A 19,913-nucleotide genomic window follows, 5' to 3' on the forward strand; every position below is an offset into this window, starting at 1 on the left:
CGGCAACTTCCTGCTTCCCCTCAGGTACCCCGCCGCAGGTGCTTCACACGCACGGACAACAGTTTTCCGGGCAGGCCTGTGCTGCCCGGCTGGATTCAGCAAAGCCTGCTATTGCTCGACGAAGGGACGCATTCATGGGCACTCCCCCGGAACCGGTCAGCTCCCTGGCGGCCGGGGTGGGTCCCGTGCTGGAGAAGTTCCCGGGCGTCGAGCGGATCGCGGTACTGCGCGGCGGCGGACTGGGCGACCTTCTTTACATCTATCCGGCGCTGCATGCCCTGAAGGGGGCCTACCCCTCGGCGGAGATCACCCTCTTGGGAACACCCATCCACGCCACATTCGTGGAGGCAATTGAAAGCCCGGTGGACCACGTGGAAATCCTTCCGTTCGCCAAGGGAATCCGGGACGGCGACGAAAATGCTGAAGCGCGCAAGGCGTTCGCGGCTGGCATGCGGGCGAAGAGGTTCGACGTTGCGATCCAGATGCATGGCGGCGGCAGGTATTCGAATCCGTTCCTGCTGGAACTGGGTGCACGCCATAGCGTGGGTACGCAGACCGCGGATGCCCACGCCCTGGAGCGCAACCTTCCCTACGTGTACTACCAAAACGAACCCGACCGTTGGCTGGAGGTGGCCGGCCTGGCCGGAGCGCCCACCGTCATGCCGCCTTTGGTACGGCCAAGGAAGCAGGCAACCGGCCTGAGGGACCCTCGACGGACTTCCCTGGTGGCCCTGCACCCTGGTGCCACCGATCCCCGAAGGCGATGGCCGGCGTCGTACTTTGCTGACGCCGCGGCGAGCCTCGCGGCGGACGGCGCACAGGTCCTGGTGGTCGGGGACGAGTCAGAGATGGCCCTGGCACAGGAAGTCGCGGAGCTGGCACGCGGAAAAGTCACGGGCACGGACCGCGAAGCCGTGCGCTCAGTGGCCGGCGAACTGGACCTCGGTGGGCTGGCCGCGTTGCTGCACGAGGCGTCGGTGATGCTCGCCAGCGACAGCGGTCCCCGGCACCTGGCCCAGGCCTTGGGGACGCCAACGGTGGGGGTCTTCTGGGTGGGCAACGTATTGAACGCCGGGCCACGCGGACGGAGCCTGCACCGGATCCACATGTCGTGGGTGACGCAGTGCCCGCGGTGTGGGGCCGACGTGACCCAGGTGGGCTGGACCGCACCGCACTGCGGCCACGACGACACCCTCATCGAGGGCATCGCCGTGGCCGACGTTGTTCAGGACGTTCGGGACCTTACGGCCACGAGCCTTCTTCTGCGGGGCAGATAAGGAGTTCGCGGACCTCGCTGCCAAACGGCTGCGAAAGGGCGAAGACCACGGCCTGCGCCACGTTGGCGGGATCATTGAGCTTTGAGTCGTCCTGCGGCTTGTATTGCTCGTCCCGGTCGTCGAAAAAGTGCGTCTTCATGCCGCCGGGGATGATGGTGGTGACCCCGATGACTCCCCCGGTTTCCGCCGCGAGCGCCCGGCTGAAGCCGATCACCCCGAACTTGGAGGCGCAATACGCGGTGGCATCCGGGACTGCCCGGAGGCCCAGGGTGGAGGCGATGGTGATGGCCCGGCCGCGGGATTCCTTGAGGTACGGCAGGGCGGCGCGGACCGTCGAAACGGTGCCCAGGAGGTTTACTCCGATCACCTTTTCCCACTCCGCCGCCGGGACGTCGCCCAGCTTGCCGCACCTGTCGATGCCGGCTGCGGTCACCACTCCGTCCAAGCCGCCGAGGCTCTCGGCGGCTTCCTTCACCGCTGCTTCCACGGCTTCCCGGTTGGAGACATCCACTTCCAGTGCCTTGGCACCGGAGACGTTACTGACATCGCGATCGAAGACCACGGGGGTGCCGCCGGCGTTGCTGATCGCTTGCACGATCGCGGCGCCAAGGCCGGAGCCGCCTCCGGTAACGATGACGCGGCCAGGTGTTTGCGTGTTCATGCGGTTCCTTTCGTTGACGGTTCTGCTGGTGTCAGCCGACTTTGGCGAGTGCATCCGCCAAGCCGCTGGTGGATCGGGCCGGATGGAAGGGCACGGTGACGCATTGGCCTCCCCACCTGGCCAGGAGCCGGGCTTCCGGCAGTTCATCGGGTTGGTAGTCGCCGCCCTTGACCCATATGTCCGGGCGGATGAGCGCCAGGCACTCTTCCGGCGTGTCTTCGTCGAAGAGCAGCACGGCGTCAACGCTGGACAACGCGAGGAGGAGCTCGGCCCGGTCCTCCTGGCTGACGATGGGCCGGTGGCCACCCTTGAGCCGGTGGACGGATTGGTCCGAGTTCAGGCACACGATGAGGCAGTCTCCCATCCCCCGCGCGGCGGCCAGGGTCCGCGCGTGGCCTGCGTGCAGGAGGTCGAAGCATCCTCCGGTGGCAACGACGGTTCCACCCGCGGCCCGCACGTCTTGGGCGAGTTGGACGCCGTCGTGCGGTTGGGGCCCGCCGGCGAAAAGCTCGACGACGGCAGCCGGCTCGGGCACGTCGGCGTCCATCGCGAGCGACGCGGCCCCGCCCTCGGCCAGGAACGCTGAGGCATCGGCGACGGCCCGGGTGGCAGCTTCGGTCAATGCGACTCCGCGGCCGAGGTAGGCTGCAAGGCTCCCCGCCAGGCGGTCCCCGGCTCCACACGGATCATCAACGCTGGTCCGGGGCGCCGGAATGTGGGTGGGCGAACCGTTCGCTTCCACCAGGACAGCACCGTCTTCGCCCTTGGTAATCAGGACGGCATGGCTGTTCCAGCGTTCCCGCAGCTGTGTCCAGGCTTCGCTGTTTCCCCTGCCGGGATCAACCAGGGGTGCCAACCCGGCCGCTTTGGCGAGGGCTTTCGCTTCGGCGAGGTTGGGCGTTACTACTGCCACCCCGGGAACGGGCTGTGAACCGGAAGGATGGGGATCCCACACCACAGGGATCCGGTGCGCTGCTGTGGTGAGTGCACCCCGGATGTCCTCGTTGAACGTGATTCCCCGGCCATAATCGGCCACCACAATGGCGTCCGCGGAGCCCATGGCACTGAGCATCCCCTCCGTGCAGGCCGGCGATGGAGCCGGCGAGCAGCCTTCGTCAAAGCGGACCACCGGATGCGAACCGATCCGCACCCTCGTCTTGGTAGGGGTGGGAGCCATGGGGGCTCCGGCGAGCACGCGCACCCCGGACAGCGCCCGCCTGAGGTGGCGCGCGCCGTCGTCGTCCGCTACGGCGGTGACCAAAGTGACGTCGTGCCCGTCGCGCTTCAGGAGCGTGGCGACGAGCCCTGCGCCGCCCGCCCGACGCCGTACCTCGGCGACGTCGACCACCGGAACCGGCGCGTCCGGGCTGAGCCGGGTGGCGGAGCCGTTGATGTCCACGTCCAGGAGGAGGTCCCCCACTACCGTGACCCTCACGGCGTAGCTCCACGGCCACCGGTTCCCGTACGGCGCGCCACCTCCGCGTCGAACGCACGGCACACGGCATGGACGGCGATCAAGTGGCCCTCCTGTGCGTTCGCGGCGATGGCGTCCACGGTGATGGCCTGATCGCAGGCTTCGGACAGCGGATTGGGGCCGGGGCCGGTCAGTGCCCACGTTGCGATGCCGCGTTCGTTGGCGGCCCGGACGGCTTTGAGGAGGTTGGGGCTGCGGCCGCTGGTGGACAGGAGGATCAGCACATCGCCGGCGCGTCCGTGGGCCCTGACCTGCCGGGCGAAGACTTCCTCGAATCCGTAGTCGTTTGCCAGGGCCGTAACCGCGGATGTTTCAGCGTGCAGCGAGATTGCCGAGAAGGGTGCCCGTTCGCCGTCGAAACGGCCCACGAGTTCTGCGGTGAGATGCTGGGCCTCGGCCGCCGAGCCGCCATTGCCGGCGGCGAGGAGGCGCTGGCCGGACAGGAGCCGGCTGGCCAGTTCGGTGCCCCACGCGGACAAGCGGCCGGACTGCGAGCGCAAGGATTCGAGGGCCGGCAGCACGTTGTCCAAGTGCGCGGTCACTTCGCTGGCGGGTCCGCGGGGCTCAGCCCATCCTGCGGGCACGGTGTCCGGGATGGCCTTGGATTTGAGCGGGCTTTTCACAGTGCCGTTCCTTCCAGGGGTTCGAGGCCTTCCCCGGCCTGGCGGGAGAGCCCGGCGGCGAGGACGGATCGATATGCTTTTTCGGTTTCGGCAGCGATGCGGTCCCAGGAATAGCGCGAACGGGCACGGTGCATCCCTGTCCGGGCCATTTCGGCTCGCAGCGCGGGATCGGCAAGCAGCTCCGACAGGGCGTCGGCGATCGCCTCCGGGTCGCGGGGCGGGACGTGCAGCCCGGTTTCCTGGTGGACGACGGTCTCCCGCAAACCCCCGACGGCGGCGGCCACCACGGGCACCCCGCTCGCCATCGCTTCGAGCGGCACGATGCCGAAGGGTTCGTACCATGGTGCGCAGACCACGGCGTCTGCGCTGCGGAAGATCCCCGGCATGGCATCACGGGGAACCTGTCCCCGCATGGTCACTTTGTCCTCGACGCCCAGTTCCTTGGTGAGGGCACGGAGCCGTTGCGCTTCAGGGTCTTCTTCCAAGGAGAGGGCATCACCGGAACCACCGACAATGAGGAGTTCGACGTCGTCATAGCCTGCCTGCCCCAACAGCGGAAGTGCTTGGATCACCAGGTCCACGCCCTTCCGTGGGACCAAGCGGCCTACGCTGAGGATCCTGTGGGTACGGGTTTTGGGCTCCGGCCCGGCCGTTCCGTCGAAGAGCATAAGGTCCACTCCGCAGGGCGCAATGGAGACTTTGGCGGTGTCGATGCCCAGGGCCTTGAGTTCAAAGACTTCATCGGGGCACGTGGCGATCACCCAGTCGGCCGTACGCCCTACCCAGGGTTCAAGCCAAGCCCTGGCCGCCGGGCTGGTGTCGGCGGCTCCTTGGTGGCGTCGCTTGACCGAACCGAGTGCGTGGAAGGTCTGGACGACGGGTGCGGGGTCCGTTGTCCCCGCACGTCGGGCGGCCTGGATGGCCGCGAGTCCGGACATCCAGAAGTGGGCATGAATGACGTCCGGAACTTCTCCGGCCCAATCGGCGCACATGCCGTCAGCGAGCGCGCCCATGTATGGCAGGAGTTCATCCTTGGGGATGTGCCTGGCGGGTCCGGCGTCCACATTCACCACCACCAGCCCCGGGGCAACCTGCACCCTCGGGGGAAGACCGGGATCGTCGCGGCGCGTGTACACGGTCACGTTGTGGCCGCGTCGGGCAAGGCTTGAGGAAAGCGCCGCGACGTGCACGTTCTGGCCGCCGGCATCCACTCCTCCCAGCGCAGCCAGTGGGCTGGCGTGTTCGGAAACCATGGAGATCTTCATGGGTGTGTCCTCTCTGCATCATGGCTTAGTGGTTCGGCGCGCTCCGTTCCGGTGTACGGATTGCGTCCTGCGGGCAGCGTGCCCAGGTCCGCGAGGAGTTCATCCCAGTCGCCCAGGAACCGGGCCAGCCCGTACCGCTCCAGGGCAGCCTCGCGGGCCACCAATCCCACGGCGTACGCATGCTCCGGGTCCTCCAGAAGGCGCCTGGCGAAGCGTTGGAGTTCCTCGAGGTCGTTGGAAACCAGCCCGGCACCCCTCGGGACGGCCCGGTACGCCTCCGTGGTTCCCAGCGCCAGAACGGGCATGCCCAAGTGCATCGCCTCCAGGAGTGCCAGGCCCAGGGAGGTCCAGCGGAGCGGATGCAGGTAGAGGCGGCAGCGGGCCAGTTCCGCGTGGAGCTCCGGGGCCGGGAGGTCTCCCGCTATCCTGAGCCGTTCATCGCTGAGGCCGAAGCCTTTGAGGTTCAGCGCTTCCGGGAGGGATTCCGTGCCCATCCCAAACACGCGCAGCGGGCCAACGCCGGCGAAGCCCGGAAGAAGATCCGTCCCCGTGACCCGACCCCTCCGCACCGGCTCGTTCACTACGACACCCATCTCCTCCCGGTCACCGGCATACAGGCGTCCGGGGTCCGGGATGCCGTGTTCGATCACCACGGTGCCCGCGGACCCCGTGTCCCAGAACAGCCGGTTGAAGTGGGTCACGTGGACCACCGGGATGGTGTGCTGGTCGGCCATTGGATGGATGGTGAAAGGCACATCGCCCTTGGGGGTGTTGTGCTCCACATAGACGGCGGGAAGGTCCAGCCCTGGCCTGCGTCCCAGCATGCGGGCCACAGCTGCGATCTCGTCTGGCCGCTGCAGGACCACTGCGTCCACGCTGTCCGGGTCCAGCGTCGCGAGGTCCACTTCGACGGCGGTCGCCGGCCAGTCGCGGCCGCCGCGCCCCAAACCCCAGGGACCGCCGTCGGGCTCTACTGGAAGGAGGTATTCATGCTGTCCGCGGACGAAGGCTTCCATCCATCCGCCGTGGACGTGCCACACCAGGATCCTCATGGTTTCCACACCTTTCGTCGAGTGGCCAGGGAGGAGACGCCGCCGAGCAGCCGTTCCACGGCTTCAACCACTTGCTCCGGCGTTACTGAACTCAGGCAGGGATGTCCGGGGACAGGGCAGGTGCGCGCCCGCGAGTTCTTGCAGGCCGCTTCCTGGTCGCCCAGGAGTTCCATGGGCACCCCATACGGCGCCCACCGGATGGCCGGAACCACGGGCGCGAAGAGGGACACCACCGGCGTGCCGACTGCCGCGGCCAGGTGCGCGGGTCCCGTATTGGCGGTAACCACGACGGCGGCACCTTCCAGTACCGCCGCCAGCGTGCGCAGAGGAGTCTTGCCGCCGAGATCCAGGGCCGACGGCCCGGCCACGGTCGCGGTGAGCGACGTTTCGTTCGGCCCACCCGTGACCACAACCCTGTGGCCATAGGCTTCGAGGAGTTCCACCGCGGCCGCATGATGGAGTACCGGCCAGGCCCTGGCGGGGGCAGCCGCACCGGGATGGACCACGATGTATTGGCCCTCCCCGGCCAGCTCCTTGGGCAGTTCGTCCGCGCTGGAAGTGACGTGGAGTTTCCCGTCATCACCCTGCGGAAGTTCGAAGCCCGCGGCTTGGGCGATGCCGAGGGCGCGCACGGGTTCGGGCTGGTCCTCCGGGAAGTGCTCGCCCGGTTTGAGCCGTACATCGAGCAGGGATCCGGCATAGTCCGTGGAGGCGCCCGTGATCCGTTGGACCCCGGCCAGGCGAAGCATCATGGCCAGGGGCAGTGGGGATTGATGGAAGGATGTGAGGATCACGGCTTCCTCGATCCGGGAGTTGCGGACGAAGTCGATCAGGCCATTGGTCAACCCCTCGGTCACGGGCGGGGCAGGGTTCACGATCCACGGACACGGCCAGGTGTGGACTTCCGTCACGCCCGGGAGCATCTCCGCGGCGCCGGTTCCCTCGGGACCACACAACAGCACGACATCGTTGGGCCTGCTGCCGTCCGGCCTGCGTCCGTTCGCTGCAGCGCGCACTGCCGGGCCTGAAACCAGGACGTCGCCCATGCTGTCCAGCCTGGCCACCAGGACGCGGCTCATGCAGGCGCATCCGGCGTCGTGGCGGGTCCCGCCGCTGCCAGCAGCAGCTCAACCGCTTGCCACAGATCATTGGCCACAACGTCTGCGGCCTCGATCTCCTCCTCGCGGGTCACGGGTGTTGGAACAAGGACGGCCCGGGCTCCGGCTGCCTTGGCGGCCAGCACGTCGGCACCGATGTCTCCAATGACGGCAGCTTCGGAAGGCCGGATACGCAGGGCTTCGCAAGCCTTGTGGATCATGCCAGGTGCCGGCTTGCGGCATTCGCAGCCATCCCCTGGCCCGTGCGGACACACTTCCCACACGTCGAACGGCCCCAGGAGTTCGTCCACACGCTGATTCACGGCGTGCACCTGGGGCAACGTCAACAGCCCCCGGGCAACTCCCGACTGGTTGCTCACCACACCTGTGGCCAGCCCGGCGCTGCGCACCCTCGCAACGGCCGAACGGGCACTCTCCATGGGCCGCACCAGCCGTGGGTCGCCGTTGTATGGCACATCGACCACCAGCGTTCCATCGCGGTCAAACAGGACCGCCTTCAACGTTCCGGTTCCTCCCATACCGGCAAGGTTCCCCAGTTCCCCTTCCCCTAAACAGCTGGCCGGAGAGAGATTTCCTGCCGCTAGACTCCTATCGGGAGGCCACTTTGAACAACGTTGAAAGCGACGGAGAACCCGTTCTACTTGCCTTGCGTGCCCTGAAACTCGGTGACCTGTTGGTTGCCGTGCCCGCCCTCCGCGGGTTGCAACGGGCATTTCCGGATCACCGGATCCTGTACGCCGCACCGGCGTGGGTTGCCGAGGCCGTGGATCTCATCGGGGGTATCCACCACCTGGCCACTCCAGGCCTGGACCAGCCCTTGGCCCTCGCGCCGGGGTCCGTGGACGTGGCCGTGAACCTCCACGGGAACGGTCCGGAAAGCCGCCAACGAATCCAGGAACTCCATGCCCGACGCGTCCTCGCCCACCGCTCCCAAGGGCTGGAAGGACCGGAGTGGATCACCGGCCTCCACGAGCGTGAGCGCTGGACGCGCCTGCTCAACTGGCATGGCATCGACGCCGATCCCCTGGATTACCGGCTCAACCCGCCCGCCGTCCGCTCGAGCCGGCCAGGAGCCACTGTGATCCACGTCGGCGCTGCCTACGGCAGCAGGTTGTGGCCGGTGGAACGCTTCGCGGAGGTGGCCACCGGGCTTGCGCATGCTGGCCACGACATCGTGTTCACCGGCGGCGCCTCCGAGCGGGAAAGGGCCCAGCAGACATGGGCTCTGGCGAACCTGGGCGGAACGCACGACGGCGGTGTGCTGGCTGGGCGACAGGGGCTCGCGGAGTTCGCGGCAACCATCGCGGAGGCACGGCTTGTGGTTTCGGCGGACACAGGGGCCGCGCACTTGGCCTCGGCGTATGCGCGGCCTTCCGTGGTGCTCTTCGGCCCAGCGCCGGTCGAAGAATGGGGTCCGCCGCCCGGACCGCATGAAGTGCTCACCGCCGTCGAACATCGCCGCGGCGACGTTTTTGCCGCCGATCCGGACCCGGCGCTCCTGGCGGTGACCGTGGGTGATGTCCTCGCGGCGGTTGATCGTCTCCGTTGCTGAGCAGGCCTACGGCGCTGTGCCGTCCTGCATCTCTTCTTCGGTCTCCAGCAGCTGTGTCTGCAAGGCGACCAGGATCTTGGACAGCTTGCGCGAAACCTGCATCTGGGACATGCCTAGTGCCTCGGCAATGGTCGACTGCGTTTCCTCGCGGTAATACCTCCGGTAGAGGAGGTGCCGGTCCTCTGGGCTCAAGGTCCGGATGGCATTCCTTAAAGCGAGGACATCTTCCAACTTGTCCGTGGGGCACCCGGCGCTCGACAGGGTCCCTTGAAGACTGTCCCGCCCTTCGCCGGCGGGAGCATCCAGCGAATCCGGACGCTTGCTGGTTCCTGCCATCAGGGCCTCGCGTACCTGGCACGGTTCCATCTGCAGGTCCTCCGCCACCTCCTCCGGTGACGGCGTGCGTTGCAGGACCTGGGTCATTTCTTCGCTGCGTGCCAAGACCTGCCGCCGCAAATCCTGGATGGGCCGGGGCGGACGGACAACCCAGCAATGATCGCGGAGATATCTTTTGACCTCGCCTGCAATGGTTGGCGCAGCGTAGGCCGGAAAACTGACCCCCTTGGCTTCGTCATAGCCACGGGCGGCTTTAATGAGGCCCATGTAGGCGACCTGGCGGACGTCGTCCAGGTCGTGGGTATGGGCGGAGTATCTTGCCGCAATGGATTTTGCGAGGTTGAGGTGATCCAGCACCAAGCCATCGCAAAAGCTCCGCCGAAGCGTACTTTCCGACGAGTTGGCACGGGTGGATGCATGAAATGGTCGGGCCTGTCGCATGGGCTTCAAATCCTTGGACCGATCGGGCGGGGTGAGCCTACGGCAAGACTCTCCTTAAAAGCCAAGCATACTTACTATCTTAAACCAAGGGTACTTATGATTGTTTGTAAGTGGCTGTTCGGGACCAGGACCGAAGAGTCGCTCCGAACCCGAGGATCGGAGGTACCCGTGAATGAACAGGAACCCACTGAAACCCAGCCCGTCGCGGCGGAGATACAGGACCTGCTGCTGGACAACCCGGATGTGGAGGCATTCCTCAGCGAATTGGCCCGACACTCAGCCGCCATGTTCAGCGCCCCGGACGCCGAGGTTTTCTGCGGAGTCACCCTGCTGAGGCCCCGTTCCGCGGCAACAGTTGCCAGCAGCAGTGACCGCGCCCTGATGCTTGACGAACTCCAATACCAGTTCGCTGACGGGCCATGCCTTACAGCCGCCCGCGAAGACGTCCAAGTTCACATACCCAACCTGCAAACGGACACCACTTGGCCCGACTACGCGGATGTGGCCGTTCAGCAGGGCGTGCACTCCATCCTGGCGCTGCCCTTCCCACTCTCGGACGACTCAGCGAAGGCGGGACTGAACCTGTATTCCGAGGGCACCACCGCATTCAACCAAGCGGCCGTGCAACGCGCCACGGACTACGTGCAGCAGGCCGCCAAGGGATTGCGCCTGGCAGTCATGCTGGCCCAACACAGCCAAACCGCGGCGGACCTCCGCGCGGCCATGGCATCACGGACGGTCATAGATATTGCAACGGGCATCATCATCGCCCAGAACCGCTGCAGCCAAGCCGACGCCGTAGACCTGATCAAGCGAGCTTCCAGCAACAGGAACGTCAAACTTCGGGACGTGGCACAGGCAATCGTTGACACCGCCGGCGGCGGACCCATCGAAACACACTTCAAGTAAGGGAATTCCCATGCAAACCATCACCAAGGCAGTTGAAGTCGAGGTACCCGTGACCGTGGCCTACAACCAGTGGACCCAATTCGAGACCTTTCCCGAATTCATGAGCGGGGTGGAGAGCGTCCGGCAGATCGATGACAGCACGCTGCACTTCGCCACCAAAGTAGGCGGCGTCAAGAGGGAATACGACGCCCGTATCACCGAACAGGTTCCGGACACCGTCATCAGCTGGGAGAGCACCGAATCACCCCGCAACGCAGGCACAGTCCGGTTCGACACCCTCGGACCGGACCACTGCGGCGTAAGCGTGACCCTGGAGTGGGAACCGCAAGGCTTCGTCGAAAAGGCCGGGGCCGCACTCTCAGCCGATGAAATGCAGGTGGCCGCGGACCTGGAAAAGTTCAAGGAATCCATCGAGGACCGGGGCCGGGAGACGGGTGCGTGGCGGGGGCAGGTGGGCTGACGCTCAGCCCTGCATGGCCCCGATGATGGCTCCCATGGCCGTGAAAGTCACCATGTTGTAGCTCCCGTTGATGGCAAACAACACTGGACTGCGGCGTTCAAACAGGTAGTTCACACCGAGGGCCGTGGCAACCCACCCCGTCCCGGCGGCCAAACCTGCCAACGTCCCGAAAGCGAAACCTGCGCGGCCAATAAAGGCCGCAAGGAAAACGGACATGACCAGCGCCAGAATGAAGGAGCCTGCGAAGACCCGTGCCGTCCCGGATTTCAATTGTTCGTCAGTGACACCGACCGCTTTTTGCCACGGTTTCGCGAAGAGCAACGAGTACCAAAGTCCGCCAACAACGAACGTGGCCAGCGCTGCCAGCAGCACGGCAAGCCAATTGATGTGGATGTCCATGGATGTCCTCCCAGGTTGTTCAGATCCTGGGTGGACTGTACGGCCGGCGTGGGCGCACCGTCTTGTAAAAAATCCCCATGGTCACCAGGCAATGTCTTCGAGCGGGACGAACGTGGCGTATTCCGCGCCGTAGCTTTGCACTACCCGCAGGTACTCCGTCGGCGTGAACCCACTGAATTTCCTGAAGGCACGGATGAGGTGTGGCTGGTCGTAGTAGTCGGCCAACTCCAGGAGGTCACGGCCTGGGACGGCCCCTCGCGGCATGGCCGCAGCAGCGTTGACGAACCTGTAGAAGCGGCACACGTCCGAATAGGTCTTGGCGTTCACTCCACAATCCCGCATCATGATTCGCTCAAGCGTGGAGGAACTGATGCCGGTTTCCGCGGCAAGCGCCGCTACCTCCACATCCCGCGCTTCGAGCGTCTCCACCAGGTGTCGGGTCCTGGCATCCGATCTGTAGCCCACCCGGAGCCGGCTGGCCAGGAACTCGCCCAAGGCAGCGAACGCTTCCCCCGGACCGGCGAGCCGCAACCGTGTCCTGAGTCCGGTAAACCCGGGAAAAACTGACTCGGCATCCACCACGCGGCATTGGATGTTCGACGGCGGCTGGCTGGTGAACGCTGCCAGGCCGTAGGGAGTCAGGCGCGCACCTACGTTGAACATCCGTTCCGGATTCTCACTGATCAAGTAACTGCGCTGGAGGCCGGCGTAGAACCCTGCGGAGACTTCGGTGGTCCTGCTTCCGTCCTCCGATGGCGTGATGAGCCGGTAAGGATCGGACAAATTCAGGATCAGGTGGGCCGAGGGTCCCGGGAGGATTTTCTCGTACTTCGCCCTCGGCTCGGCCCGGATGAACCACATCCCGGCAACGAACGGCCGCAGCCCGGGCGGCGCCGGGATCTCTTCATAGAGCACAGCCCCAGTCTAGGAGTCGGCCGCTCATCGCAAGGCGAGTGGCACTTACAGCAGTTCGCGCAGAACCAAGGCGGCGCCGTCGTCGAATACTGACGCGGTGACCTGGTCCGCGACGGCGAGCACTTCCTCCGGGGCCTGGCCCATCGCGACGCCGCGGCCTGCCCACGTGAGCATCTCGATGTCATTGCGGCCGTCGCCGATTGCCAGGGTATTGTCCGGGTCGGTACCGAGCTGCAGGCGCAGGGCCTCGAGGGCACTTGCCTTGGTGACGCCCTCGGCTGCGATGTCCAGCCACGCCGTCCAACCCACGGAGTAGGTCACGCCGGACAGGCCGATGTGGTGGATGGCCGCGTTGAATTCCTCAGACGTGTTCTCGCTGCTGAAGACCACAACGCGCACAGCAACGGAGTCCAGCATGGTCTGGAAATCCACACCGATCGACTCGACGCCGAAGCTGGCGTCCTGGAAACGTTCCGTGGAGAGGAAGTTTCCCTCCTCGTCCTCCAGGGCATATTTCGCGTTGGGCAGGCGTTCCCGGAGTGCCTTGAGTGCAGGAGCGGGATCGAACGTGGCCTTGTGGATGATCTCATAGCCGGATTCAAGGGCCGGATCCAGACGCAGGGTGACGCCGCCGTTGCAGCACACCGCGTATCCGCGTTCCAGGCCGATCTGTTCGATGATGGGGAGGGTTGCGTTGAGCGAGCGTCCGGTGGCAATCATGACGTCGTGGCCGTTGGCAACCACGGCCTGGGCGGTGTCCCGGACGGCCGGAGACATGTGGCCGTCGTGGTCAACCAAGGTGCCGTCCACGTCCAGCGCGATCATGAGCTTTTGGTTTTTATTTGGCTGGTCATCGATGCCAGCAACTGTATTTTCAGTCAAAATAGTCATGGTTCCAGTAGAACAGACACCACTGACACGGCATAGGACCGGGGCCACAGCAAGGGCTTAACGGTGGGTGAACACTCCCTGCTGCGAACCCCGGCCCCGCGAAAACTACAGGACCGGGAGGACTTCCAAACCGCCCAAGTACTTCTGCAGCGCTTTCGGTACGTTCACGGAACCGTCCGGGTTCTGGTGGTGCTCCAGCAGGGCCACGATCCAACGCGTGGTGGCAAGGGTACCGTTCAACGTGGCCACGGCGCGGGTGCCCTTGGCAACGCCCTCGTCATTGACCACGCGTTCGCGGATGTTGAGGCGGCGGGCCTGGAACGTGGTGCAGTTGGAGGTGGACGTGAGCTCGCGGTACGCGTTCTGCGTGGGGACCCAGGCTTCGCAGTCGAACTTGCGGGCAGCAGACATGCCCAGGTCGCCTGCGGCAGTGTCGATCACACGGTATGGAAGCTCGCACTTGGCAAGCATTTCCTCTTCCCACGCCAGCAAGCGCTCGTGCTCGGCGGCGGCTTCCTCAACGGTGGTGTAGATGAACATCTCCACCTTGTTGAACTGGTGCACACGGATGATGCCTCGGGTGTCCTTGCCGTGCGAACCGGCTTCGCGGCGGTAGCACGAGCTCTGGCCCGCGTAGCGGATGGGGCCCGCGGAGAGGTCCAGGATCTCGTCCGCGTGGTAGCCGGCGAGGGCCACCTCCGAGGTTCCTACAAGGTAAAGGTCGTCTTCAGCGAGACGGTAGATCTCGGCGTCGTGCTTTACATCGAAGCCGGTGCCCTGCATGGTCTCCGGACGCACCAAAGTGGGGGTGATCATGGGGATGAAGCCGGCCTCGATGGCCTGGTCCATGGCCATCTGCAGGAGTGCCATCTCCAACCGGGCACCAACGCCGCGCAGGAAGTAGAAGCGCGCACCGGAAACCTTGGCACCGCGCTCCATGTCGATGGCACCGATCAGTTCGCCGATCTCCAGGTGGTCCTTCGGCTCAAAGTCGGGGAACTCGCGGGGTGTGCCCACGGTCCTGACCACAACGAAGTCGTCTTCGCCGCCCTCGGGCACGCCGTCCACCACGAGGTTGGGGATGACGCGGAGGAGTTCCTCCTGCTTGGCCTGCGCGGCATCTGCCTCCGACGAGGCGGCCTTGACGGCGTTTGCCAGTTCCTTGACCTCGGCCAGCAGGGCCTGCTTCTCCTCGCCCTTGGCCTGCGCGACCTTCTTGCCGAAAGCGTTCTGCTCGGCGCGGAGGGTTTCGTAGCGGATCAGTGCAGCACGGCGGTCGGAGTCTGCGGAGATGATCGCGTCCACAACGGACTCGTCGGCGCCACGGGCGCGCTGGCTGGCACGGAACTTGTCCGGGTTTTCGCTGAGGTCTTTTACGTCGATCACCACACAAGAGTATCGAATCGGCCACGATTCCCTGTCCCGTGAAGCACAGTTCCCGCCCGGCGCAAAGGGCCTCCGCCGGAACGGATAGTGTTGGAGCACAATGAGCGACTGGATCTGGTGGGTGATTCTCGCTGGGGGCGTGGTGTTTGCCGTCTCCAGTTGGTGGGGTGTGCGCCGGTTGAAGGCCCGCCATATCCGGAGTGCTGTTGCCGAGGACGCGCACAAGCCCAACCCCGGCCAGCAAAGGGTCGCCGTAATCCTCAACCCGGTGAAGAACAAGTCCGCGGAAACGCGCCAGGCGATCATCGAGGCCTGCGAGCTGGCCGGCTGGGACCCTCCCGTTTTCTTCGAAACCACGCCCGAGGACCCGGGTTACGGCCAGTCCCGCCAGGCACTTGCGTCTGGGGCCGACGTCGTTCTTGCCTGCGGCGGTGACGGTACCGTGCGGGTGGTGGCCGAGTCACTGGCGCACAGCGGCGTAGCGATGGGCCTGATTCCCTTGGGCACAGGCAATCTGCTGGCCCGCAATGTGGAACTGGATGTGTACGATCTCGCGGACTGCATCCAGGTGGCCTTGTTCGGGCACCAGCGCTACATCGACACCGCCACCATGGGCATCGAGAACAGCATCACCGGGGAATCGTCCACGCACACGTTCCTGGTGATCGCGGGCATGGGCCTCGACGCGGAAGTTGTTGGCGACACCAAGGAAGACCTCAAGAAGACCGTGGGCTGGCTCGCCTATACCGAGGCTGGCGTGCGGCATCTGCCGGGGCGCCGGAAACGCGTCACCATCGCCATGGATGATGAAACCGAACAGGCCCGGAAAATCCGCAGCGTACTCTTTGCCAACTGTGGTTTGATCCCCGGCGGCATCGACTTCATTCCTCAGGCCATGGTGGATGACGGCATGTTGGACATCGTGGTGATGAGTCCACGCAGCGCGGTCGGCTGGATCGCCATGTACGCGAAGGTGCTGTTCAAGCACAACAGGAACCTGCCGGTGATGAACTTCTATCGCTCGCAGAAGGTCACCATCCGCAGCCAGGAACCCATGGCAACACAGCTCGACGGCGATCCGTCAGGTGAGGCGACCGAGGTCACCGTCCAGGTGCAGCCCGGTTCGCTGCTGGTACGGGTACCGAAGGGCGCCCTCTAGATAGTTCCCTTGTCGGGTTCGGCAGCGTTGCGCTCTGCTTCTTCGGCCGCCGCCTTGGCAGCTGCGCGTGTTTCGGCCTGCTCGCGGATCATGGCCTGTTCTTCCTCAAAACGGAGTCGATCCGCACGGTCGGCTTCGTCGCCGTCCCAGTCGTCCTTGTTGTCACCGGAGGGCTTGGGATTGACGATCATGCCCTGGCCGTCTTTGTCATCGCGGTGGACTGACATGACGTCTCCCTTCGTTTGGGCATTCATCCATCGTCTATGGATCAGGCAAGCATACGCACAGTTACAGTCACGCGAAAGGGGGTTGAAGCGTCAATGATTTCGCTGGACCGGGCGTTGGCCGAACAAAACGATCAGCCCTTCAGGATGGATTCCACCCAGGCATGCGCGGACGCAAAAGCGGCATCCGAGGTGTGCGGAGCCACCACTGCGGCCTGCTGGTCGGCCCGGGCGTAGGAGCCCAAAAAGCGCGTCCCGGGACTGATCCGGTGGAGCCCGGCAAGGGCATCCGCCACGCGGGAATCGGAGGCATGGCCGTCGGCGTCGATGCTGAAGAAGTAGTGGCCCAGGTACTGCCCTGTGGGCCGGGACTCGATGCGGCTCAGGTTCACACCGCGGGAAGCGAACTGGTCCAGGATCTCCATCAACGCACCGGGGTGGTCCTCCGGCAGGGGCACAACCACCGTGGTCTTGTCCGCACCCGTCCGCTCAGGCAAGGCGCCCGGCCGGCCAACCAGGATGAATCGAGTCACGGCGTCAGGGTTGTCGCCAATGTTATCCGCGAGGATGTTCAGTCCGGGCTGTTCGGCAGCCACCAACGGCGCACAGATGGCTGCTTCATAGGCCGCATCGGGCTCCAGCAGGCCCATCGCTGCCGCCGCTGTGGATGAGCCCGGGACATAGTCTGCGTCGGGAATATGTTCATCCATCCACAGGCGGCACTGCGCCCAGGCGTGACCGTGCGTGGAGATCCGTTTGATGTCTGAAAGCTCGACGCCGGGCCTCGCCACGAGCACGAACGTGATGGGAACCAGGGCCTCGCGGATGATTCGAAGCTCCGGGCCTGTGGCAATCGCGTCGAGGGTTGCCGTCACACCGCCCTCCACCGAGTTCTCGATGGGAACCATGGCCGCGTCGGCTTCACCGGCGCGGACGCGTTCCAAGGCGGTGTTTACGTTGGTGCAAGGAACACGCGTGGCATCCGCAGCCCCCGGCACCTGCATGAGAGCAGCCTCGGTGAAAGTCCCTTCCGGGCCCAGGAATGTGTACGTGGGAACTGCCTGCATCAATATATTCCTTGCTGGGTACTAAAGGACTACAGGCTTGAGGCCGTTGTCCGAAACCATGGGCTTGCCTGCCTCGAACCACATGTCCATGCCACCGCCCACATTCACTGCGGAGTATCCCTGGGCCACGAGCCACTGCACTACCCGGAACGAACGGCCTCCCGTGCGGCAAATGACAAACAAATCGTCGTCCGGGTCCAGTTCCTCCAAGCGGGCGGGGAGCTGGTCCATGGGGATGTGGCGTGCGCCCTCGGCATGGCCGGCAACCCATTCGTAGTCCTCGCGGACATCCAGGATGCTCGCGTCGGCCGGAATATCGCCTACCGGCACTGTTTCGAAGTCGCTCATGGCAGTCCCTTCCATCGGTTCAGGAGTCTGCATCAAGCCTAGTACCCGCCGAACCGTGCCGCGCCCGGACTCTGGTCATGGCTTGCACGCCATGGATTTCGCGCGAAGACTGGGAGCCAGCCAACCCCCAACGGCATTAAGGAGCAGGACCATGGCTGCTGGCCAACCCACTATTCTTGCCACGTCCGGCGGGTACAAGCAGGGCAGCCGTACGCGGATCGAGTTCGACTCCCTGGTGGGCTACGCAGTGGAACTCTCCGGCGTCACAGGCCGGGCTCCGCGGATCGCCCACATCGGGACGGCCGGCGGCGACCAGCGCTGGTGGGCTGCTGAAATGGACCAGGCTGCCCGCATCTCCGGTTTCGACCTGAGCCACCTCAACCTCTTCACCATGCCCAACGTCGAGGATCCCGAGGCGTATCTCCTGGAGCAGGACGTGGTCTGGGTCAACGGCGGCTCGGTGGTTAACCTGCTGGCAGTGTGGCGTGCGCATGGATTGGACCGCGTCCTCAAGAAAGTCTGGGAGAGCGGCGTGGTCCTGGCCGGCGTATCAGCAGGATCCATCTGTTGGTTCAAAGGCGGCGTCACCGATTCCTTTGGTCCCGACCTCAAGCCGGTCACGAACTCCCTCGGCTTCCTGCCCTACAGCAACGGTGTCCACTTCGATTCCGAACTCCGTCGCCGCCCGACGGTCCACAAGCTGGTAGCCAACGGCACGCTCGGGGAAACCCACTGCACCGACGACGGCGTTGGGCTGGTTTACCGGGGCACGGAACTGGTGGAGGTGGTTTCCTCGGTGAAGAACAAGGCCGCCTTCCGGGTGACGGCCGGTGCCGGCGAGAGCGTTGATGCAGTAGCAGTGGAGGAACGGTTGGAGTCGCGTTTTCTTGGCTGAGTCCGCCCCTCAATCCTCTTCCCCCACAGACCAGTCCGGCATCGGAGCACTGACGGCCGTCGAACTCCGGGACGTCCTGGCCGGCGGCGAACTGTCTGCCCGCGAGGCCACCCTCCATTTCCTCTCCATCATCGAGTCCCGCAACAAGCACCTCGGCGCCTTCATCACCGTGACTGCCGGGCAGGCCCTGTCCGAGGCCGAGGCAGCGGACCAACGCCACGCACACAGCGAGCGCAGCGAACTCCCCTTGTTGCATGGAATGCCCCTCGCCTTCAAGGACCTCACGGATATTGCGGGCGTCCCCACCACCCACGGCAGTGCCGCCTTGGAGCACAAGCCCGCCCCCGAAGATGGCGCCCTCGCAGCCACCTTGAAGGCTCAAGGGGTCATCTCGCTGGGCAAGACGCAGGTTCCGGAATTCGGACTCACCGCGTACAGCGAGAACCGCGTGGCACCGCCGTCGCGCAATCCTCATTCGCTGGCCCGCAGCTCGGGTGGTTCGTCCGGTGGGAGCGCTGCCGCAGTGGCGGCGGGCATGGTCCCGTTCGCGCCGGGGACCGACGGCGGCGGCTCCATCCGCATCCCGGCCGGCGCCTGCGGGCTGGTGGGGCTGAAACCGGGACGGGGCCTGGTGCCCTCCGGGACGAGCGCTGGTGACGCGGCCAAGTTGGTGGTCGCCGGACCTCTCGCGAAGAACGCAGCCGATGCCGCGCTGCTGCTGGACGCGCTGGTGCCCTTTGAAGACAGGCCCGACGGCGGTTACCTCGCCAACATCGGGCGGGCGCCGAAATCCCTGAAGATCGGCGTCAGTCTCGACAGCCCCTGGGCAGGGCTCTACCCGTTCGACGTCGAGCCGGAGGCCTTGGACGCCCTCAATCGTGGCCGGAACCTGCTGGAGAAGGCTGGCCACCGCGTGGGAGAAGCGGAAATCCGCTATGACAACCGCTATTCCGAAGCCTTTACCGCGGCCTGGACTGCCGGCGTCGGAAGTGCTCGGATAGCACCCCAGCGTGAAGCGCTGCTGACCCCGCTGACCCGGACCTTCCGGCGTCGGGCGCAACAGCGGAGCGCCGCGAAGGTGAACGAGGCCTTGGGGTTCCTGCGGCAATTCGCCCACGACACGATCGCGCAGTATTCACCGTGGGACGTCATCCTCATGCCCACGTTGGCCCAGACTCCGCGCCCGATCGGCTGGTTCACGGGCGGCGGGCACAGCAGCGAACCCTGGCCGAGCGAGTGGGCCGGAGACGCGGATGAGGATTACAAGAGGCAGTGTGAGTACGCACCCTGGAGTTCCATGGTGAACGTGTGCGGGCTGCCGGCGATCAGTATCCCGGTCCACACCACGGAGAACGGCCTGCCGATGGGAATCCAACTCATTGGCCGCACGGGGTCTGAGCTGCAGCTTCTCCAAGTCGCGGCAACGCTGGAGGCCGCGTAAAACCGGACGTCTAGCATATG

General features: G+C 65.4%; 22 protein-coding genes. 7 read left to right on the forward strand and 15 right to left on the reverse strand.

Translation table 11 applies throughout. The annotated features are described in order from the left end of the window. The first annotated feature begins 134 nt into the window (after nt 1-134). Entirely contained in the window at nt 135-1,277 is a 1,143-nt protein-coding gene (locus ACFVSJ_RS13850) for a glycosyltransferase family 9 protein (RefSeq protein ID WP_387437389.1), read from the forward strand. Here the strand turns inward: ACFVSJ_RS13850 and ACFVSJ_RS13855 are convergent. From ACFVSJ_RS13855 to ACFVSJ_RS13885, 7 genes are read right to left on the reverse strand one after another with little or no spacing between them, the layout of a single operon-like run. Next, entirely contained in the window at nt 1,243-1,938 is a 696-nt protein-coding gene (locus tag ACFVSJ_RS13855) for an SDR family oxidoreductase (RefSeq protein WP_387437391.1), read from the reverse strand. The two genes, ACFVSJ_RS13850 and ACFVSJ_RS13855, sit on opposite strands and share 35 nt — an antisense overlap. 31 nt (nt 1,939-1,969) lie before the next feature. Further along, nucleotides 1,970-3,373, reverse strand: coding sequence for a PfkB family carbohydrate kinase (locus ACFVSJ_RS13860; RefSeq protein ID WP_387437392.1), 1,404 nt, complete (start codon nt 3,371-3,373; stop codon nt 1,970-1,972). Then, complete coding sequence (locus tag ACFVSJ_RS13865; protein ID WP_387437639.1) at nt 3,370-4,008, reverse strand: SIS domain-containing protein; 639 nt, start codon at nt 4,006-4,008, stop codon at nt 3,370-3,372. The genes ACFVSJ_RS13860 and ACFVSJ_RS13865 overlap by 4 nt, the downstream gene beginning before the upstream one ends. A gap of 23 nt (nt 4,009-4,031) precedes the next feature. Then, nucleotides 4,032-5,300 carry a glycosyltransferase gene (locus ACFVSJ_RS13870; RefSeq protein WP_387437393.1) on the reverse strand — a complete coding sequence of 423 codons (1,269 nt, stop codon included), beginning with the start codon at nt 5,298-5,300 and terminating at the stop codon, nt 4,032-4,034. Next, complete coding sequence (locus ACFVSJ_RS13875) at nt 5,297-6,352, reverse strand: glycosyltransferase (protein ID WP_387437395.1); 1,056 nt, start codon at nt 6,350-6,352, stop codon at nt 5,297-5,299. The genes ACFVSJ_RS13870 and ACFVSJ_RS13875 overlap by 4 nt, the downstream gene beginning before the upstream one ends. Beyond that, the gene (locus tag ACFVSJ_RS13880) at nt 6,349-7,431 is read right to left on the reverse strand and encodes a glycosyltransferase family 9 protein (RefSeq protein WP_387437396.1); all 1,083 of its coding nucleotides are present in this window, start codon (nt 7,429-7,431) and stop codon (nt 6,349-6,351) included. Before ACFVSJ_RS13880 ends, ACFVSJ_RS13875 begins: the two co-directional genes overlap by 4 nt. Further along, complete coding sequence (locus ACFVSJ_RS13885; RefSeq protein WP_387437397.1) at nt 7,428-7,988, reverse strand: D-glycero-alpha-D-manno-heptose-1,7-bisphosphate 7-phosphatase; 561 nt, start codon at nt 7,986-7,988, stop codon at nt 7,428-7,430. The genes ACFVSJ_RS13880 and ACFVSJ_RS13885 overlap by 4 nt, the downstream gene beginning before the upstream one ends. An 86-nt stretch (nt 7,989-8,074) precedes the next feature. Between ACFVSJ_RS13885 and ACFVSJ_RS13890 the strand changes: the two genes are divergently transcribed. Further along, nucleotides 8,075-9,022: a glycosyltransferase family 9 protein gene (locus ACFVSJ_RS13890; protein WP_387437399.1), complete on the forward strand. Its 948-nt coding sequence runs from the start codon at nt 8,075-8,077 to the stop codon at nt 9,020-9,022. A 6-nt stretch (nt 9,023-9,028) separates the two neighbouring features. Here the strand turns inward: ACFVSJ_RS13890 and ACFVSJ_RS13895 are convergent, their stop codons facing one another. Next, nucleotides 9,029-9,715: a sigma-70 family RNA polymerase sigma factor gene (locus ACFVSJ_RS13895; protein ID WP_387437400.1), complete on the reverse strand. Its 687-nt coding sequence runs from the start codon at nt 9,713-9,715 to the stop codon at nt 9,029-9,031. Between the two features lie 252 nt (nt 9,716-9,967). Here ACFVSJ_RS13895 and ACFVSJ_RS13900 point away from each other — a divergent pair, with 252 nt between their 5' ends. Both ACFVSJ_RS13900 and ACFVSJ_RS13905 read left to right on the forward strand, forming a co-directional pair. After that, complete coding sequence (locus tag ACFVSJ_RS13900) at nt 9,968-10,708, forward strand: ANTAR domain-containing protein (RefSeq protein ID WP_387437401.1); 741 nt, start codon at nt 9,968-9,970, stop codon at nt 10,706-10,708. A gap of 10 nt (nt 10,709-10,718) precedes the next feature. Then, nucleotides 10,719-11,168 (forward strand): SRPBCC family protein, encoded by a 450-nt coding sequence (locus ACFVSJ_RS13905; protein ID WP_387437402.1) that lies wholly within the window; start codon nt 10,719-10,721, stop codon nt 11,166-11,168. A 3-nt stretch (nt 11,169-11,171) separates the two neighbouring features. On the opposite strand, the gene ACFVSJ_RS13910 is transcribed toward ACFVSJ_RS13905, so the two are convergent. The 4 genes from ACFVSJ_RS13910 to serS form a co-directional block, all read right to left on the reverse strand. Continuing rightward, a complete protein-coding gene (locus tag ACFVSJ_RS13910) occupies nt 11,172-11,567 on the reverse strand; it encodes a DUF1761 domain-containing protein (protein ID WP_387437403.1) in 396 nt (131 codons plus the stop codon). 81 nt (nt 11,568-11,648) lie between these two features. Then, nucleotides 11,649-12,482 (reverse strand): DUF6597 domain-containing transcriptional factor, encoded by an 834-nt coding sequence (locus tag ACFVSJ_RS13915; protein WP_387437404.1) that lies wholly within the window; start codon nt 12,480-12,482, stop codon nt 11,649-11,651. A gap of 45 nt (nt 12,483-12,527) precedes the next feature. Further along, nucleotides 12,528-13,373 (reverse strand): HAD family hydrolase, encoded by an 846-nt coding sequence (locus ACFVSJ_RS13920; protein WP_387437405.1) that lies wholly within the window; start codon nt 13,371-13,373, stop codon nt 12,528-12,530. 105 nt (nt 13,374-13,478) lie between these two features. Then, nucleotides 13,479-14,759, reverse strand: a complete 1,281-nt coding sequence (serS, locus tag ACFVSJ_RS13925; RefSeq protein ID WP_387437406.1) for a serine--tRNA ligase — start codon at nt 14,757-14,759, stop codon at nt 13,479-13,481. A 100-nt stretch (nt 14,760-14,859) separates the two neighbouring features. Here serS and ACFVSJ_RS13930 point away from each other — a divergent pair, with 100 nt between their 5' ends. Then, nucleotides 14,860-15,918: a diacylglycerol/lipid kinase family protein gene (locus tag ACFVSJ_RS13930; RefSeq protein WP_387437407.1), complete on the forward strand. Its 1,059-nt coding sequence runs from the start codon at nt 14,860-14,862 to the stop codon at nt 15,916-15,918. Here the strand turns inward: ACFVSJ_RS13930 and ACFVSJ_RS13935 are convergent. The 3 genes from ACFVSJ_RS13935 to ACFVSJ_RS13945 form a co-directional block, all read right to left on the reverse strand. Then, a complete protein-coding gene (locus tag ACFVSJ_RS13935) occupies nt 15,915-16,145 on the reverse strand; it encodes a hypothetical protein (protein ID WP_387437408.1) in 231 nt (76 codons plus the stop codon). The genes ACFVSJ_RS13930 and ACFVSJ_RS13935 overlap by 4 nt on opposite strands. A 131-nt stretch (nt 16,146-16,276) precedes the next feature. Continuing rightward, a complete protein-coding gene (gene pheA / locus ACFVSJ_RS13940) occupies nt 16,277-17,209 on the reverse strand; it encodes a prephenate dehydratase (protein WP_387437410.1) in 933 nt (310 codons plus the stop codon). Between the two features lie 21 nt (nt 17,210-17,230). Next, a complete protein-coding gene (locus tag ACFVSJ_RS13945; RefSeq protein ID WP_387437411.1) occupies nt 17,231-17,557 on the reverse strand; it encodes a rhodanese-like domain-containing protein in 327 nt (108 codons plus the stop codon). Nucleotides 17,558-17,708: 151 nt separating this feature from the next. Here ACFVSJ_RS13945 and ACFVSJ_RS13950 point away from each other — a divergent pair, with 151 nt between their 5' ends. Then, nucleotides 17,709-18,452 (forward strand): Type 1 glutamine amidotransferase-like domain-containing protein, encoded by a 744-nt coding sequence (locus tag ACFVSJ_RS13950; protein WP_387437413.1) that lies wholly within the window; start codon nt 17,709-17,711, stop codon nt 18,450-18,452. Then, a complete protein-coding gene (locus ACFVSJ_RS13955; RefSeq protein ID WP_387437414.1) occupies nt 18,445-19,893 on the forward strand; it encodes an amidase in 1,449 nt (482 codons plus the stop codon). The genes ACFVSJ_RS13950 and ACFVSJ_RS13955 overlap by 8 nt, the downstream gene beginning before the upstream one ends. Nucleotides 19,894-19,913 lie beyond the last annotated feature (20 nt).

Origin of the sequence: Paenarthrobacter sp. NPDC058040 (assembly GCF_042885775.1) — a bacterium.
In the GTDB taxonomy this organism is placed as follows: domain Bacteria; phylum Actinomycetota; class Actinomycetes; order Actinomycetales; family Micrococcaceae; genus Arthrobacter.